The sequence below is a fragment of the Cupriavidus sp. GW821-FHT07C08 genome (assembly GCF_059419025.1).
The window spans coordinates 13,920-29,595 of sequence record NZ_JBWKQZ010000034.1 but is presented as its reverse complement, the minus strand read 5'-3'; the positions used below and the strand labels follow the sequence as shown (position 1 = coordinate 29,595).

General features: G+C 65.2%; 12 protein-coding genes and 1 pseudogene. 11 read left to right on the top strand and 2 right to left on the bottom strand.

Annotation, left to right across the window (positions count from 1 at the left end; genetic code table 11):
- Window positions 1-136 precede the first annotated feature (136 nt).
- From ftsH to phoR, 10 genes are all read left to right on the top strand, one after another.
- Window positions 137-2,020: an ATP-dependent zinc metalloprotease FtsH gene (gene ftsH, locus AC07UK_RS31865; protein WP_013957288.1), complete on the top strand. Its 1,884-nt coding sequence runs from the start codon at window positions 137-139 to the stop codon at window positions 2,018-2,020.
- A 135-nt stretch (window positions 2,021-2,155) separates the two neighbouring features.
- Window positions 2,156-3,022, top strand: coding sequence for a dihydropteroate synthase (gene folP / locus AC07UK_RS31860; RefSeq protein ID WP_436222145.1), 867 nt, complete (start codon window positions 2,156-2,158; stop codon window positions 3,020-3,022).
- Window positions 3,023-3,080: 58 nt separating this feature from the next.
- The gene (gene glmM, locus AC07UK_RS31855; protein ID WP_494687306.1) at window positions 3,081-4,424 is read left to right on the top strand and encodes a phosphoglucosamine mutase; all 1,344 of its coding nucleotides are present in this window, start codon (window positions 3,081-3,083) and stop codon (window positions 4,422-4,424) included.
- A 231-nt stretch (window positions 4,425-4,655) separates the two neighbouring features.
- Window positions 4,656-5,687 carry a phosphate ABC transporter substrate-binding protein PstS gene (pstS, locus tag AC07UK_RS31850; RefSeq protein WP_013957285.1) on the top strand — a complete coding sequence of 344 codons (1,032 nt, stop codon included), beginning with the start codon at window positions 4,656-4,658 and terminating at the stop codon, window positions 5,685-5,687.
- 118 nt (window positions 5,688-5,805) lie between these two features.
- Entirely contained in the window at window positions 5,806-6,774 is a 969-nt protein-coding gene (pstC, locus tag AC07UK_RS31845) for a phosphate ABC transporter permease PstC (protein ID WP_026200425.1), read from the top strand.
- Complete coding sequence (gene pstA, locus AC07UK_RS31840) at window positions 6,771-7,670, top strand: phosphate ABC transporter permease PstA (RefSeq protein ID WP_114132506.1); 900 nt, start codon at window positions 6,771-6,773, stop codon at window positions 7,668-7,670. Before pstC ends, pstA begins: the two co-directional genes overlap by 4 nt.
- A gap of 52 nt (window positions 7,671-7,722) precedes the next feature.
- Window positions 7,723-8,511 (top strand): phosphate ABC transporter ATP-binding protein PstB, encoded by a 789-nt coding sequence (gene pstB / locus AC07UK_RS31835; RefSeq protein WP_013957282.1) that lies wholly within the window; start codon window positions 7,723-7,725, stop codon window positions 8,509-8,511.
- Window positions 8,512-8,558: 47 nt separating this feature from the next.
- Window positions 8,559-9,263: a phosphate signaling complex protein PhoU gene (gene phoU / locus AC07UK_RS31830; RefSeq protein ID WP_018309301.1), complete on the top strand. Its 705-nt coding sequence runs from the start codon at window positions 8,559-8,561 to the stop codon at window positions 9,261-9,263.
- 28 nt (window positions 9,264-9,291) lie between these two features.
- Entirely contained in the window at window positions 9,292-9,999 is a 708-nt protein-coding gene (phoB, locus tag AC07UK_RS31825) for a phosphate regulon transcriptional regulator PhoB (protein ID WP_013957280.1), read from the top strand.
- A gap of 135 nt (window positions 10,000-10,134) precedes the next feature.
- Entirely contained in the window at window positions 10,135-11,511 is a 1,377-nt protein-coding gene (gene phoR, locus AC07UK_RS31820) for a phosphate regulon sensor histidine kinase PhoR (protein ID WP_436222143.1), read from the top strand.
- Between the two features lie 68 nt (window positions 11,512-11,579).
- Here the strand turns inward: phoR and AC07UK_RS31815 are convergent.
- Window positions 11,580-11,741: pseudogene (locus tag AC07UK_RS31815) on the bottom strand (type II toxin-antitoxin system Phd/YefM family antitoxin); the annotation flags it as partial.
- An 83-nt stretch (window positions 11,742-11,824) separates the two neighbouring features.
- Window positions 11,825-13,951 carry a polyphosphate kinase 1 gene (ppk1, locus tag AC07UK_RS31810; protein ID WP_494687305.1) on the bottom strand — a complete coding sequence of 709 codons (2,127 nt, stop codon included), beginning with the start codon at window positions 13,949-13,951 and terminating at the stop codon, window positions 11,825-11,827.
- 154 nt (window positions 13,952-14,105) lie between these two features.
- Here ppk1 and ppx point away from each other — a divergent pair, with 154 nt between their 5' ends.
- On the top strand, window positions 14,106-15,638 hold the full coding sequence (ppx, locus tag AC07UK_RS31805; protein ID WP_013957277.1) for an exopolyphosphatase: 1,533 nt from the start codon (window positions 14,106-14,108) through the stop codon (window positions 15,636-15,638).
- The last annotated feature ends 38 nt before the right edge of the window (window positions 15,639-15,676 follow it).

Here is a 15,676-nt window from a genome sequence, read left to right as displayed (position 1 = left end):
CAGGGCGAAAAAAGAAGCGTGGAAAGTGCCCCACCCGGTGCTATCGGCATCATAGTTTCTCTGTTTCCCCCCGAGGGCGGGCGCTGCATTACAATGCAGCTATCCGTTGGCAAGGCAATTGCAAAGGAGTTCGGCCTTGAATAACAACCTGTTTCAAAAGGCGGCAATCTGGCTAGTGATCGCGCTGGTGCTGTTTACCGTCTTCAAGCAGTTCGACAAGCCCCGTGCGCAGGACAGCGTCACCTATTCGCAGTTCATGGATGACGCCAAGAACGGCAAGGTGTCGCGTGTCGACGTGCAGGGCCGCAACCTGGTGGTCTCGCCTAAGGAAGGCGCCAAGTACACCATCATCTCGCCGGGCGACATCTGGATGGTCGGCGACCTGATGAAGTACGGCGTCCAGGTGACCGGCAAGGCGGACGACGAACCCAACGTGCTGGTCCAGGCCCTGTATTACCTCGGGCCGACCCTGCTGATCATCGTGTTCTGGTTCTACATGATGCGTCAGATGCAGGGTGGCGGCAAAGGCGGCGCTTTCTCATTCGGCAAGTCGCGTGCGCGCCTGATCGATGAAAACCAGAACGCCGTCACGTTCCAGGACGTGGCCGGCTGCGACGAGTCCAAGGAAGAAGTGGTCGAGCTGGTCGACTTCCTGAAGGACCCGCAGAAATTCCAGAAGCTGGGCGGGCGTATCCCGCGCGGCGTGCTGCTGGTTGGCCCTCCGGGTACCGGCAAGACGCTGCTGGCACGTGCCATCGCCGGCGAGGCCAAGGTGCCGTTCTTCAGCATCTCGGGTTCTGACTTCGTTGAAATGTTCGTCGGCGTGGGCGCGGCCCGCGTGCGCGACATGTTCGAGAACGCCAAGAAGCAGGCCCCCTGCATCGTGTTCATCGATGAAATCGACGCGGTCGGCCGCCATCGTGGCGCCGGCATGGGCGGCGGCAACGACGAGCGCGAGCAGACCCTGAACCAGATGCTGGTCGAGATGGATGGCTTCGAGGCCAACTCGGGTGTGATCGTGATCGCCGCGACCAACCGTGCCGACGTGCTGGACAAGGCGCTGCTGCGTCCGGGCCGTTTCGACCGCCAGGTCTATGTGGGCCTGCCGGACATCCGCGGCCGCGAGCAGATCCTGAAGGTCCATATGCGCAAGGTGCCGATCGGCAACGATGTGGACGCCTCGGTGATCGCGCGTGGTACCCCGGGCTTCTCGGGCGCCGACCTGGCCAACCTGGTCAACGAGGCCGCGCTGTTTGCCGCCCGCCGCAGCAAGCGCGTGGTCGACATGCAGGACTTCGAGGACGCCAAGGACAAGATCTACATGGGTCCGGAGCGCAAGTCGACGGTCATGCGCGAGGAAGAGCGCCGGGCCACGGCTTACCATGAGTCGGGCCATGCGGTGGTGGCCAAGCTGCTGCCCAAGGCCGACCCGGTGCACAAGGTCACGATCATGCCGCGTGGCTGGGCGCTGGGCGTGACCTGGCAACTGCCGGAGCATGACAAGTATTCGAAGTACAAGGACAGCATGCTGGAAGAGGTTGCGATCCTCTTCGGTGGCCGCGCGGCGGAAGAGGTCTTCCTCAACGCCATGAGCACCGGCGCTTCCAACGACTTCGAGCGCGCCACCAAGATCGCCCGCGACATGGTGACCCGCTTCGGCATGAGCGATTCGCTCGGCGCCATGGTCTACGTGGACACCGAGCAGGATGGCATGTTCGGCAAGCTGTCGTCGAAGACCGTATCGGAAGCCACGCAGCAGAAGGTCGACGCCGAGATCCGCCGCATCATCGACGAGCAATACGCGCTGGCCAAGCGCCTGCTTGAAGAGAACCGCGACAAGGTCGAAGCCATGACCAATGCGCTGATGGAGTGGGAAACCATCGATGCCGACCAGGTCAACGACATCATGGCCGGCAAGCCGCCGCGTCCGCCGCGCAGTGCGTCGGGCCAGAACGGTGGCGGCAGCACGCCTTCGGGCGGCTCGCCGGTGGCGCCGACCAACGCGCCCGCCACGGCCTGATCCCGCGACTTCGTCTGGCTGACGACGTAGTGGTGGTGGCTGTGTAGTGGCTGTATCCGAAGCCGGTGCCTGGTGCACCGGCTTTTCCTTTTGCGCGACGGGTTCGCGCACAGACTTTCCTCAAGTATTCCGACCTTGCAGCAGACTCTTCAGACCCGGTACTTCCAGTGCGGACGTTTCCGCTTTGCGCTGGACCAGCGCCCGCTGGTGATGGGCATTCTCAATGTCACGCCCGATTCGTTCTCCGACGGCGGCCAGCACGCCAGCCGCGATGCGGCGCTGCGCCATGCCGAGCAGATGATCCAGGAGGGCGTGGACATCATCGATATCGGTGGCGAGTCCAGCCGCCCGGGCTCGGCCGCGCTGCCGCTTGAGGACGAACTGGCCCGCGTGATCCCCGTGGTGGAAACGCTGCGCAACTGCGGCAAGCCGCTGTCGATCGATACCTACAAGCCCGAGGTCATGCGCGCCGCACTTGCGGCCGGAGCCGATCTCATCAACGATATCTGGGGTTTCCGCATGCCGGGCGCGGTCGAGGCCGTGGCGGCGGGGCAGGCGGGCCTGTGCGTGATGCATATGCAGCGCGATCCGCAGACCATGCAGGAAGACCCACACTACGACGACGTGGTCGCCGAGGTGGCCGGGTTCCTTGCCGAGCGTATAGCCGTGCTGCGCGCTGCCGGTATCGACGATGCACGCATATCCCTCGATCCGGGGTTTGGCTTCGGCAAGACACCCGATCATAATCTGCGCCTGCTCGGCCAATTGCCGCGGCTGGCGCTGGAGGGCCTGCCGGTGCTGGCGGGTATTTCGCGCAAGTCCACGCTGGGCGCCGTCCTCGGCGGCCGGCCGCCGCAGCAGCGTGTTGCGGCCAGCATTGCCGCCGCGGTGTGTGCGCTGGAGCGCGGAGCATTTATCGTGCGCGTGCATGATGTGGAGCAGACGGTGGATGCCGTGAAGACCTGGTGGGCGGTGCGCAACGAGTCGGTTGGCGCGGCCTGAACCGGCCGCTGCCACTGCGGACAGAACAACGATCAGAGTACAGAAAGGGAATCAGCGAATGACACGCAAGTATTTCGGGACAGATGGCGTGCGGGGCAGGGTCGGCGAGGCGCCGATCACGCCGGACTTCGTGATGCGGCTGGGCCATGCTGCCGGCAAGGTGCTGGCCCACGGCGCCAAGACCGGGCAAGGCAAGCCGACCGTGCTGATCGGCAAGGACACGCGCATTTCCGGCTATATGCTGGAAGCGGCGCTGGAAGCCGGCTTTACCTCGGCCGGCGTGCACGTGCTGCTGACCGGCCCGCTGCCGACGCCGGGCATCGCCTACCTGACGCGGGCGCTGCGGCTGTCCGCCGGCGTGGTGATCTCGGCCAGCCACAATCCCTACTACGACAACGGCATCAAGTTCTTTTCGGCCGACGGCGACAAGCTGCCCGACGAGGTCGAGGCAGAGATCGAGGCTGCCATCGAAGAGCCGATGGTGTGCGCGCCATCCGATGATCTGGGCCGCGCACGGCGCATCAACGATGCCCCCGGGCGCTATATCGAGTTCTGCAAGAGCACCTTCCCGCACGAGCAGGACCTGTACGGCCTGAAGCTGGTGGTCGACTGCGCGCATGGCGCGGCCTATCACATCGCGCCGCATGTGTTCCATGAGCTGGGCGCCGACGTGGTTTCGATCGGCAACCAGCCGGACGGCCGCAATATCAACGACGGCTGCGGCGCAACCGCGCCAGGCAAGCTGATTGAGGCTGTCAAGGCCCATGGCGCCGACCTGGGCCTGGCCTTTGACGGTGACGCCGACCGCTTGCAGGTGGTGGATGCCGACGGCCGTCTCTACAATGGCGACGAATTGCTGTATCTGATCGTGCGCGACCGCCAGGCCGCCGGCCAGGCGGTGCCCGGTGCCGTGGGCACGCTGATGACCAATATGGCGGTCGAGCTGGCGCTCAAGCGACAGGGCGTGGAATTCGTGCGCGCCAAGGTGGGCGACCGCTACGTGCTGGAAGAATTGAACAAGCGCAGCTGGACGCTGGGCGGCGAGGGCTCCGGCCACCTGCTGTGCCTGGACCGCCACAGCACCGGCGACGGCATCGTGTCGGCGCTGCAGGTGCTGGCCGCGCTGCGCCGCAGCGGCAAGACGCTGGCGCAGTTGCTCGAGGGCGTACGGCTGTTCCCGCAGACGCTGATCAATGTGCGCGTGCAGAAGGGCTTCGACTGGCAGTCGCATGCCGGCCTGCAGGCCGCGCGCGCGGCGGTCGAGCCTGAGCTGGAGGGCCGCGGCCGGGTGCTGATCCGTGCCTCCGGCACCGAACCGGTGGTGCGCGTGATGGTCGAGGCCGAGCAGGCCGAAATGGCCGAGCGCGCGGCCAGGCGGCTGGCGGATGCCTTGGGCGCCTGATACGCCGCACCCTGACCAGGAACGCCGGGCTAGTCCCGGCGTTTTTTTGTCCGATATCGCAATTAACCGCCGTCATATTGGGCCGGCATGACAGCCGGATGGCAGCGGCAATCCCTTGCTGGAGGCCGGTTTCAAGAAGATTTGAAGATGTCACGGAATTGTCATACAGGGAGCATAGAGTTCGTCTTGTCAAAAATTTGTCATTCCCAACCAATGTTCTCTGGAGGACATATGAAGCTGGTCAAGACTGCCGTGGCAGGCATCGTTTCGATGGTGGTGGCGGGTACTGCGTTCGCGGCGGAAATTACCGGTGCAGGCGCTTCCTTCCCGGCGCCCGTGTATTCCAAGTGGGCCGACGCATACCAAAAAGCAACGGGTAACAAGGTCAACTATCAGTCCATCGGCTCGTCGGGCGGGATCAAGCAGATCGGCGCCAAGACGGTCGATTTCGGTGCCTCGGACGCGCCGCTGAAGGACGAGGACCTGAACAAGCAGGGCCTGGTCCAGTTCCCGACCGTGATCGGCGGCGTGGTGCCGGTGATCAACCTGCAGGGCGTGAAGCCGGGCGAACTGACCATCACGGGCGAAGTGCTGGCCAACATCTACCTGGGCAAGATCAAGAAGTGGGATGACCCCGCGATCAAGGCGCTGAACCCGCAAGCCAAGCTGCCGAGCCAGGACATCCTGCCGGTGCGCCGCGCCGACGGTTCGGGCACGACCTTCATCTTCACCAACTACCTGTCCAAGGTCAGCCCGGACTGGAAGAGCGCGGTGGGCGAAGGCACCACGGTCAACTGGCCGGGCGGCGGCACCGGCGGCAAGGGCAACGAGGGCGTGGCCGCCTTCGTGCAGCGCCTGAATGGCGCGATCGGCTATGTCGAGTACGCCTACGCCAAGCAGAACAAGATGACCCACCTGAACATGAAGAACGCGTCGGGTGCCGTGGTCAAGCCGGGTGACGACGCCTTCAAGGCCGCCGCCGCCGGTGCGGACTGGAGCAAGAGCTACTATCAGATCCTGACCAACCAGTCGGGCAAGGAAGCCTGGCCGATCGCCGGCGCCACCTTCATCCTGGTCCACAAGAACCAGGAAAAGGCCGCGCAGGGCGCCGAAGTGCTGAAGTTCTTCGACTGGGCCTACAAGAGCGGCGCCAACATGGCTGCCGACCTCGACTACGTGCCGCTGCCGGAAAACGTTGTGAACCAGATCCGTTCGACCTGGAAGACCAGCGTCAAGGACGCCTCGGGCAAGGCGCTGTACTGATCCTGACGGCATCGCTGGCCCCGCGTGAGTGCGGGGCCGGTGGCCGGGCTGCCCGAAACTGGCCCGGACACCGGGCTCCCGCCCAGGCGGGAGCGGCGATCCACCCTGAATTCCCGACATGGCGACTACCCCCTCCGAGATCCGCAACGTCCAGCCCCCGAGCCGCATGGGCGACATCCTGTTCGGCGGCCTGACGCGAGGCGCCGCGATCGTGACGCTGCTGCTGCTGGGCGGCATCATCGTCTCGCTCGCGATCAGCGCCTGGCCGTCGATCCAGACTTTCGGCGCGCGCTTCCTGTGGACCGCGGAGTGGGATCCTCCCGCCGACGTCTACGGTGCGCTGGTGCCCATCTACGGCACCATCGTGACCTCGCTGATCGCACTGATCATCGCGGTGCCGGTCAGCTTCGGCATCGCGCTGTTCCTGACCGAACTGTCGCCGGCCTGGCTGCGCCGTCCGCTGGGCACCGCCATCGAACTGCTCGCCGCAGTGCCGTCGATCGTCTACGGCATGTGGGGCCTGCTCGTGTTCGCGCCGATCTTCGGCGAGTATTTCCAGAAGCCCCTGGCCGCCACGGTGGGCCAGCTGCCGGTGATCGGCAAGCTGTTCCAGGGAGCGCCGCTGGGCATCGGCCTGCTGTGCGCGGGCGTGATTCTGGCGATCATGATCATCCCGTACATCGCCTCGGTGATGCGCGACGTGTTTGAAGTCACCCCGGTGCTGCTCAAGGAATCCGCCTACGGCGTGGGCTGCACCACCTGGGAGGTGATGTGGAACGTGGTGCTGCCCTACACCCGCGCCGGCGTCATCGGCGGCGTGATGCTGGGCCTCGGCCGCGCACTGGGCGAGACCATGGCCGTCACCTTCGTGATCGGCAATACCAACCTGCTGGACAGCGCCTCGCTGTTCTCGCCGGGCAACAGCATCACCTCGGCACTGGCCAACGAGTTCGCCGAAGCCGGCGCCGGCCTGCACACCGCCGCGCTGATGGAACTGGGCCTGATCCTGTTCTTCATTACCTTCGTGGTGCTGGCGCTGTCCAAGCTGCTGCTGCTGCGACTGGCAAAGAATGAGGGAACCAAATGAGCGTGAGTCAAGCCGTGTCTACCGTATCGATCCCGGCGGTCCGCCCCGACGCGGATGCCATCCGCACCCGGCTGCAGGCGCGCCGCCGCCGCACCAACCTGTACGCACTGACCGCCTCGCTGGCGGCGATGGGCTTCGGCCTGTTCTGGCTGGCGTGGATCCTGTGGACCACCATCACGCTGGGCGTGGGCGGCCTGTCGCTGGACCTGTTCACGCAGATGACGCCGGCGCCCAATACCGCCGGCGGCGGCTTGGCCAACGCCATCTTCGGCAGCTTCGTGATGGTCGGCATGGCCACGCTGTTCGGCACGCCGCTGGGCATCCTGGCCGGCATCTACCTGGCCGAATATGGCAAGAGCTCGCCGCTGGCCAGCCTTATCCGCTTTATCAACGACATCCTGCTGTCGGCGCCGTCGATCGTGATCGGCCTCTTTGTCTACGCGCTGGTGGTGACCCGCATGGGCCACTTCTCGGGCTGGGCCGGGATCTGTGCGCTGGCGCTGCTGCAGGTGCCGATCGTGGTGCGCACCACCGAGAACATGCTGAACCTGGTGCCCAACGCGCTGCGCGAGGCTGCCTTCGCACTCGGCACGCCCAAGTGGAAGATGGTGTTGTCCATCACCGTGAAGTCATCCTACGCCGGGATTGTGACCGGGGTGTTGCTGGCCGTCGCGCGTATCGCCGGCGAGACCGCGCCGCTGCTGTTCACCGCGCTGTCCAACCAGTTCTGGACCAGCGACCTGAACAAGCCGATGGCCAACCTGCCGGTGACGATCTTCCGCTTTGCCATGAGCCCGTTCACCGAATGGCAGCAGCTGGCCTGGGCGGGTGTGTTCCTGATTACGCTCGGCGTGCTGGCCCTGAATATCCTGGCGCGCATCCTGTTCAAGAAATAAGCGGCGCGGCCGGTAATCCGTCCCGCCCCAAAGACTGCAAGCGAGAAACGCAATGACCTCCACCGTCATCGATATTCCCGATTCGGTACGCGCCAAGATCGACGTGCGCAACCTGAACTTCTACTACAGCCAGTTCCATGCGCTGAAAGACATCAACATGTCGATCCCGGACCGCAAGGTCACGGCCTTTATCGGGCCGTCGGGCTGCGGCAAGTCGACGCTGCTGCGCACCTTCAACAAGATGTATGCGCTGTATCCCGAACAGCGCGCCGAGGGTGAGATCAACATGGACGGCGAAAACCTGCTGACCGCCCGCCAGGACATCGCGCTGCTGCGCGCCAAGGTTGGCATGGTGTTCCAGAAGCCGACGCCGTTCCCGATGTCGATCTACGACAACATCGCCTTCGGCGTGCGCCTGTTCGAGAAGCTGTCGCGCTCGGAGATGGACGACCGCGTGGAATGGGCGCTGACCAAGGCGGCGCTGTGGAATGAAGCCAAGGACAAGCTGCACCAGTCGGGCTACGGCCTGTCCGGCGGCCAGCAGCAGCGCCTGTGCATCGCGCGTGGCATTGCCATCCGCCCCGAAGTGCTGCTGCTGGACGAGCCGTGCTCGGCGCTGGACCCGATCTCCACTGGCCGCATCGAAGAGCTGATCGCCGAGCTGAAGGACGAGTACACGGTCGTGATCGTCACCCACAACATGCAGCAGGCGGCGCGCTGCTCGGACTACACCGCCTACATGTACCTGGGCGAGCTGATCGAGTTCGGCGAGACCGAGAAGATCTTCATCAAGCCGCACCGCAAGGAAACGGAAGACTACATTACCGGCCGGTTCGGCTGATCGTCACCGCAGGGCGTAGCATATCCATAAGCGGCCAGGAGAATCCCATGCCAGACAAGCACCTGTCGACCCAGTTCGACGCTGACCTCAACGCGATCAACACCAAGCTGCTGCAGATGGGCGGCCTGGTCGAGTCGCAGATCGAGCTCGCCATGCGCGCGCTGGCCGACTTCGACGGCGAGACCGCCGACCAGGTCATCGCCCGGGAGATCCAGCTCAACGCGCTGGAAGTCGAGATCGATGCCGACTGCGGCAATATCATCGCCCGGCGCCAGCCGACCGCGCGCGACCTGCGCCTGGTGATGGCCATCTCCAAGACCATCACCAACCTGGAGCGTGCCGGCGACGAGGCCGAGAAGATCGCCAAGCGCACCAAGCACATCATGGAAGACGCATCGGCGCACAGCATCAACTACGCCGAGGTCAAGCTCTCGGGCGAGATGGCGATTTCGCTGCTGCGCCAGGCGCTGGACGCCTTTGCGCGCCTGGACACCGTGGCGGCGGCGCGCATCGTCAAGGACGACAAGGCCATCGACGAGGAATTCCGCGGCTTCGTGCGCAAGCTGATCACGTACATGATGGAAGACCCGCGTACGATCTCGGTCGCGCTGGATTTCCTGTTTATCGCCAAGGCGGTGGAGCGCATTGGCGATCACGCCAAGAACATCGCGGAATTTATCATTTACATTGTCAAGGGGACGGACGTCCGCCATGTCTCGCGCGAGGACATGGAGCGCGAAGCGCTGAGCTGAACTCAGCCGCCCACGGAGAACAATACACATGCCAAGCAGTATTCTCGTTGTCGAAGACGAACCGGCGATCGCCGAACTGATCGCGGTAAACCTGCAGCACGCGGGGCACTATCCGATCCGGGCCTACAACGCCGAGCAGGCGCTGTCGCTGATGAGCGATGTGCTGCCCGACCTGGTGCTGCTCGACTGGATGCTCCCGGGCAAGTCGGGCGCCAACTTCGCCAAGGAGTTGCGGGCCAACGACCGCACCCGCCAGATCCCCATCATCATGCTGACCGCCCGCGGCGATGAGCAGGACAAGGTGATGGGGCTTGAGGCCGGCGCCGACGACTACGTCACCAAGCCGTTCTCGCCCAAGGAACTGCTGGCGCGGATCAAGGCCGTGCTGCGCCGCCGCGCACCGCAGCTGACCGACGACGTGGTGGCCATCAACGGCCTGCGCCTGGATCCGGCCACGCACCGCGTCACCGGCCAGGACGACAGCGGCGCGATCAAGCTGGACCTGGGTCCGACCGAGTTCCGCCTGCTTCACTTCCTGATGACCCATCCGGAACGCGTGCACAGCCGCTCGCAACTGCTCGATCAGGTCTGGGGCGACCATGTCTTTGTCGAGGAGCGCACCGTCGACGTTCATATCAAGCGCCTGCGCGCCGCGCTCACCCCCGGCGGCTACAGCAATATGATCGAAACCGTGCGCGGCAGCGGCTACCGCCTGGCGCGCACGCCCGGCGCCTGACGCGCTGGGCGTGGCCGGGCGGCTGACGTACCGCCCGGCCAGGATGGCCCACGCTGCTGGCAGGGCGCGGCGAATTCGTGGCACACTCCGTCGCAACCCTGCAGCCTTCCGTGGCTGCGAGCCTGAACCCTGCGCATGAATGTCATCTGGGCCCGTTCCGTGGCCATCCTGATCAGCCTGCTGGTGCTGTCCGCCGGTGTCTACCTGGCCGTGGGCCCGGTGCCGGCGCTGGCGCTGGCATGCGTATCGCTGCTCGGGCTGCTGTTCTACTACCTGTACCAGATCAACCGCCTGTGGAAGGTGCTCGATGCGCCGGTCTACGGCGAGATTCCGAGTGCACTCGGGCTTTGGGGCGAGGTGTATTACCGGCTGCACCGGCTGGTCAAGCGCTGGCGCACCCAGGTGCTGCAGGTCGAGCAGCAGCACACGCGCTTTATCCAGGCCATCCAGGCTTCGCCCAACGGCGTGCTGATGCTGGATGACGCCGACCAGATCGAGTGGTGCAACGACGTGGCCGAGCAGCATTTCGGCCTGAACGCGCGGCGCGACGTGCGCCAGCGCATCACCCACCTGATCCGCCGCCCCGAGTTCGTCCACTACCTGACCCGGCAGCGCTTCGACGATCCGCTGGTGATGCGCGACATGGGCGAACACAAGCACAGCGTCATCGCGGTGCAGATCCTGCCCTATGGCGACAACCGCAAGCTGGTGATCACGCAGGACATCACCAAGCTCGAAAACACCGAGGCGATGCGGCGCGACTTCGTTGCCAACGTGTCGCACGAACTGAAGACGCCGCTGACGGTGCTGACCGGCTTCCTGGAGACCGTGCGCGACCTGCCGGTGTCGGAGGACGACCGGCGCCGCTACATCGACATGATGCTGGCGCAGTCGGTGCGCATGCAGAGCATCGTCGAAGACCTGCTGGCGCTGGCCAAGCTGGAAAGCGATGCGCAGCCGCCCGGCAATGACATCGTGCCGATCCGTGCCATGGTGGTGCACCTGAGCCACGACGCCGAGGCGCTGTCGCAGGGACGGCACCAGGTCTCGGCCGATATCGACCCGACCGTGGGGGTGCGCGGCGCGGAAACCGAACTGCTGTCGGCGCTGGGCAATCTGGTGTCGAACGCGGTGCGTTATACGCCGGATGGCGGGCGTATCACCATGCGCCTGGCCTGGGAAGACGGCCATGCCGTGTTCTCCGTGGCCGATACGGGCCTGGGCATTGCGCCCGAGCATATTCCCCGGCTGACCGAGCGCTTTTACCGCGTGGACCGCAGCCGCTCGCGCGACACCGGCGGCACCGGGCTGGGGCTGGCCATCGTCAAGCACGTGCTGTCACGCCACCATGCGGACCTGCGCGTGACCAGCGAAGAGGGCCGGGGTAGCGTGTTCCGCGTGATCTTTCCGCTTGAGCGCAGCCTGCGTTCGGCTGGGGAGGGCGCGGACATGCCAGCGCCAGGCACTGGCGCTCCGCCGCAGTCGCCGGACACCTCGCGGCGCGCCGCCTGACCCGTAAAGGAAAACCCCGCCGCGGCGGGGTTTTTGCATGTCATGCATCAGGGAAGCCTCCTCGGCTCCTGGCACTGCCGTTCGTACGCACGAACATCCATGACCACCAGCTTGGCCTCGCCGTTCTGCGTAATCAGCATGGGCTCGCCAGACTCAGAGATGTCTTTGACGATCTCTTCGGCGTGGTCCTTCAGGTAGCTGATGGGTTTGACTTGGGTTGAGAACTTCACAGTCGGACTCCTGCGCCGCGCCTAAGAGCCACAAATATGGACCAAGTATGGTCTTTGCGACAAGGTGGGCAAAAGAAGCCCGCTCAGGGCATCCCCCCAAACATCACCAGCATATCGTTCTGGCTCACATGCGGACGCTTCGAGCGCGTCTGCTTGCGCGCATAGTTGCCGTCCGGCTGCATGATCCATGCCGAGGCGTTGTCGCGCAGGTGTACCTGCAGGCTTTCCTTGATGACGCGCGCCTTCAGCGCCTTGTCCAGCACCGGGAAGGCAACTTCCACGCGGCGGAACAGGTTGCGGTCCATCCAGTCGGCGCTGGACAGGTACAGCACCTCTTCGCCGCCGGCGTGGAAGTAGTACACCCGGTGGTGTTCCAGGAAGCGGCCGATGATCGAGCGCACCGAGATGTTCTCGGACATGCCCGGCACGCCCGGCATCAGCGCGCACACGCCGCGCACGATCAGGTCGATCTTCACCCCTGCGCGCGAGGCCTTGTACAGCTCGTCGATGATCGACGGTTCCAGCAGCGCGTTCATCTTGGCGATGATGCGCGCGGGCTTGCCGGCGCGCGCGTTGCGGGCTTCGGCGCGGATATGGTCGACCAGGTTGCTCTGCATGGTGAAGGGCGACTGCCACAGGTGGTTCAGCCGGATGGTGCCGGCGGTGCCGGTCAGCAGCTGGAACACGTGGTGCACGTCTTCGCAGATCTCCTCGTTGGCCGTCAGCAGGCCGAAGTCGGTGTAGAGGCGGGCGGTGCGCGGATGGTAGTTGCCGGTGCCGAGGTGGGCGTAGCGCCGCAGCTTGACCTGCTTGGCCTTGGGGCCGGTGGGCTCGCGCCGCACGATCAGCAGCATCTTGGCGTGGCACTTGTGGCCGACCACGCCGTAGATCACGTGTGCGCCAGCGGATTCCAGGCGCTCGGCCCAGTTGATGTTGGTTTCCTCGTCAAAGCGCGCCAGCAGCTCCACCACCACCGTGACTTCCTTGCCGTTGCGCGCGGCGGTCATCAGCGCTTCCATGACCAGCGACTCATTGCCGGTGCGATAGACCGTCTGCTTGATCGCGACCACGTTGGGGTCGGCCGCTGCCAGCTGCAGCAGGTCGAGCACGGAACTGAAGCTCTCGTACGGGTGGTGCAGCAGCACGTCCTGCTGTCGCATCACGTCGAACATCAACGCGCCGGCGGAGAAGGCCTTGACCGGGGCGGGCACATACGGCGCAAACTTCAGCGCGGGCCGGTCCACCATGTCGGGGATCTGCATCAGCCGCACCAGGTTCACCGGGCCGGAAACACGGTACAGGTCCTGCTCGGCGAGGCCCGATTCCAGCAGCAGCCGGCGCGCCAGCGGTGCCGGCGTGTCCGAAGAGACTTCCAGGCGCACCGTGTCGCCGAAATGGCGCGTGGGCAGCTCGCCCTGCAGCGCCTCGCGCAGGTCGGTGATCTCGTCTTCCGAGACGAACAGGTCAGAGTTGCGCGTGACGCGGAACTGGTAGCAGCCGTGCACGGCAATGGCCGGGAACAGCTCATGCACGAAGCCCTGCATGAAGGACGACAGCATCACGAAGCCGTACGGGTAGCCCGACAGCTTCTCCGGCATCTTCACCACGCGCGGCAGCGCGCGCGGCGCCTGCACGATGGCCAGGTCGGCGTCGCGGCCGAAGGCGTCCTTGCCGGACAATTCCACTACGAAGTTCAGGCTCTTGTTGAGCACGCGGGGAAAGGGGTGGGCGGGATCCAGCGCAATCGGGGTCAGCACCGGCCCCAGTTCGCGCTGGAAGAACTCGCGCGCCCATTCGCGCTGGGCGTCGGTCCAGGTGGTGGTCAGGTGGAAAAAGACCCCCTCTTTTTCAAGTAGTGGAAAAATGGTGTTCTGCAGCATGTCATACTGCGAAGCCACAAGCCGCTGCGTGCGCTCGGTGACAAGCTGGTAGGTCTGCTGGAATGACAGGCCGTCCGGCGTCAGGCCCGAAGCGTTGTCGCGCATCTGTTCCTTCAGGCCCGCCATGCGGATTTCAAAGAACTCGTCCAGGTTGCTGGACACGATGCAGATGAATTTCAGCCGCTCCAGCAGCGGGACTTTCGGGTCCGCCGCCTGTGCCAGCACGCGGGCATTGAATTCCAGGATGCCCAGTTCGCGGTTGAGCAGCGTACTGGACGGAGTCGTCGACATGAGCATGACCTTCTTTTGGTAATGTGGCGACTTTTTCATAAAAACGTGTCACTTTTATGACAGTTTGATTTTGTCATGATGCAGACATGATCAGGACATATTTTTCCCGGGCGCGAACGCCGGCAGGCCAAGGCACCAGAGTGCACCTGCCGCGCCACGCAACGCCAACGCGAACCAGCCCTCCTAGCACACGATGAACAACACCCCACGCCTGCTGGCTGCCGTCGATATGGGTTCGAACAGCTTCCGCCTGATGATCGGGCGGGTGGACGAGACCCCCACCGCCAATGGCCCGGCCAGCCAGATCTTCCAGGTCGACGCGCTGCGCGAGCCGGTCCGCCTGGCCGCCGGCCTGACGCCCGACAAATACCTGGACCAGCCCGCGCGGCGCCGCGGCATCGATGCGCTGCGGCGCTTCGGCGACCGGCTGCGCGAGTTCGCGCCCAACCAGGTGCGCGCCGTCGCCACCAATACGCTGCGCGTGGCCAAGAACGCGTCCGAGTTCCTGATCGAGGCCGAAAGCGCGCTGGGCTTCCCGATCGAAGTGATCGCCGGGCGCGAAGAGGCGCGGCTGATCTACCTCGGGGCCTCGCACGACGCCCCGGCCTGCCAGGGCAACCGCCTGGTGGTCGATATCGGCGGCGGCTCGACCGAGTTCATCATCGGCAACGGCTACCAGTCGAAGCTGATGGAAAGCCTGTATATCGGCTGCGTATCGCACAGCCGCCAGTTCTTCCCCAGCGGCAACGTCGATGAGTACGCGATGAAGCAGGCCGAGCTGGCCGCGCGCCGCGAGATACAGGTGCTGGTACGCCAGTACCGCGCCGCGGGCTGGGAGCAGGCGGTCGGCTCGTCGGGCACGGCGCGCGCGCTGGCCGAGCTGATCGAACTCAATGGCATGAACGACAGCACCGCCGAGCACGGTATCACGCGCGAGGGGCTGGAGCGCCTCAAGCGCGCGCTGATCAAGGCCGAGAATACGAACCGCGTCAAGCTGACCGGCCTCAAGGCGGACCGCATCCCGGTGCTGCCGGGTGGCTTGTCGATCATGCTGGGCGTGTTTGCCGAACTCGATATCGAGCGCATGGATGTCACCGACGGCGCGCTGCGGCTGGGCGTGCTGTACGACCTGCTCGGACGCAGCCACCATGAGGACATGCGCACCGTCACGGTGGACCAGTTCATGCGCCGCTACGGCGTGGACCGGGCCCAGTCCAGCCGCGTGCGCCGCGCCGCGCAGACGCTGTTGTCACAGTTCCCGGAGCCGGCCAACGAACGGCGCGAGGACAACCTGGCGCTGCTGGGCTGGGCCGCCAGCCTGCATGAGATCGGCATGACGATCTCGCACAGCGGCTACCACAAGCATTCGGCCTATATCGCCACCCATGCCGACATGCCGGGCTTTTCCAAGACCGACCAGGCGCGACTGGCGACGCTGTTGCTGGGCCATGCCGGCAAGCTCGGCAAGCTGTCGGGCAGCGGCAGGTTCGTCGACTGGCGCATGCTGTTCAGCCTGCGCCTGGCCTTTGTGCTGTGCCGGCGCCGCTCGGACGTGGCCTTGCCCGATATCCGTGTGAGCCAGCTGGCCGAAGCGCTGGACGAAGGCTTCACCGTGCGCCTGCCGCAGGCGTGGATCGAGGCCAATCCGCTGATCGAATACAGCCTCGCGCAGGAGGCTGACGAATGGCAGCGGATCGGCAAGCGCTACAAGGTCATCTACGACTGAGCGCAGCGCGGAGGGCGGCCGCCAGGGGCGGCGGCCGC

What these genes read in the sequence shown, in the direction of transcription:
- pstC (WP_026200425.1), top strand. Translation starts at nt 5,806, where the DNA reads ATGGCGACTACCCCCTCCGAGATCCGCAACGTCCAGCCCCCGAGCCGC.
- phoB (WP_013957280.1), top strand. Translation starts at nt 9,292, where the DNA reads ATGCCAAGCAGTATTCTCGTTGTCGAAGACGAACCGGCGATCGCCGAA.
- phoR (WP_436222143.1), top strand. Translation starts at nt 10,135, where the DNA reads ATGAATGTCATCTGGGCCCGTTCCGTGGCCATCCTGATCAGCCTGCTG.
- ppk1 (WP_494687305.1), bottom strand. Translation starts at nt 13,951, where the DNA reads ATGAAAAAGTCGCCACATTACCAAAAGAAGGTCATGCTCATGTCGACG.
- glmM (WP_494687306.1), top strand. Translation starts at nt 3,081, where the DNA reads ATGACACGCAAGTATTTCGGGACAGATGGCGTGCGGGGCAGGGTCGGC.
- pstB (WP_013957282.1), top strand. Translation starts at nt 7,723, where the DNA reads ATGACCTCCACCGTCATCGATATTCCCGATTCGGTACGCGCCAAGATC.
- ppx (WP_013957277.1), top strand. Translation starts at nt 14,106, where the DNA reads ATGAACAACACCCCACGCCTGCTGGCTGCCGTCGATATGGGTTCGAAC.
- pstS (WP_013957285.1), top strand. Translation starts at nt 4,656, where the DNA reads ATGAAGCTGGTCAAGACTGCCGTGGCAGGCATCGTTTCGATGGTGGTG.
- pstA (WP_114132506.1), top strand. Translation starts at nt 6,771, where the DNA reads ATGAGCGTGAGTCAAGCCGTGTCTACCGTATCGATCCCGGCGGTCCGC.
- phoU (WP_018309301.1), top strand. Translation starts at nt 8,559, where the DNA reads ATGCCAGACAAGCACCTGTCGACCCAGTTCGACGCTGACCTCAACGCG.